This window comes from Staphylococcus ureilyticus, assembly GCF_002902235.1.
In the GTDB taxonomy this organism is placed as follows: Bacteria; Bacillota; Bacilli; order Staphylococcales; family Staphylococcaceae; genus Staphylococcus; species Staphylococcus ureilyticus.
This window is the reverse complement of record NZ_PPRL01000178.1, coordinates 1-488: the sequence shown is the minus strand read 5'-3', so window position 1 is coordinate 488 and position 488 is coordinate 1. Positions and strand designations below refer to the sequence as shown.

Sequence of the window (488 nt, the reverse complement as noted above, 5' to 3'; positions counted from 1 at the left end):
TTATTTTGCCGGGGTGGCGGAACTGGCAGACGCACAGGACTTAAAATCCTGCGATGAGAGATCATCGTACCGGTTCGATTCCGGTCCTCGGCACCATCATTTTAATAGAGCGCCCATAGCTCAATTGGATAGAGTACTTGACTACGAATCAAGCGGTTATAGGTTCGACTCCTATTGGGCGCACCATTTTTAGAATGAATATTATAATAAATACGGGAAGTAGCTCAGCTTGGTAGAGCACTTGGTTTGGGACCAAGGGGTCGCAGGTTCGAATCCTGTCTTCCCGACTCTTATTAAAAGAATATGGGGGCTTAGCTCAGATGGGAGAGCGCCTGCTTTGCACGCAGGAGGTCAGCGGTTCGATCCCGCTAGTCTCCACCATATATATTTAAATGAACATTGAAAACTGAATTGCAATATGTCAACGTTAATTCCGATTTCAACATTAAATGTTGAATCAAAACAACGTGTTATTAATAACACAAATT

At 43.6% G+C, this 488-nt stretch carries 4 tRNA genes; all 4 read left to right on the top strand.

What is annotated here, in order from left to right:
• The first annotated feature begins 7 nt into the window (after positions 1–7).
• Positions 8–96: transfer RNA gene (locus CD150_RS13010), tRNA-Leu, on the top strand.
• Positions 97–109: 13 nt separating this feature from the next.
• A tRNA-Arg gene (locus CD150_RS13005) sits at positions 110–186 on the top strand.
• Between the two features lie 27 nt (positions 187–213).
• Positions 214–287, top strand: a tRNA-Pro gene (locus tag CD150_RS13000).
• 18 nt (positions 288–305) lie between these two features.
• Positions 306–381 (top strand) — tRNA-Ala (locus CD150_RS12995).
• The last annotated feature ends 107 nt before the right edge of the window (positions 382–488 follow it).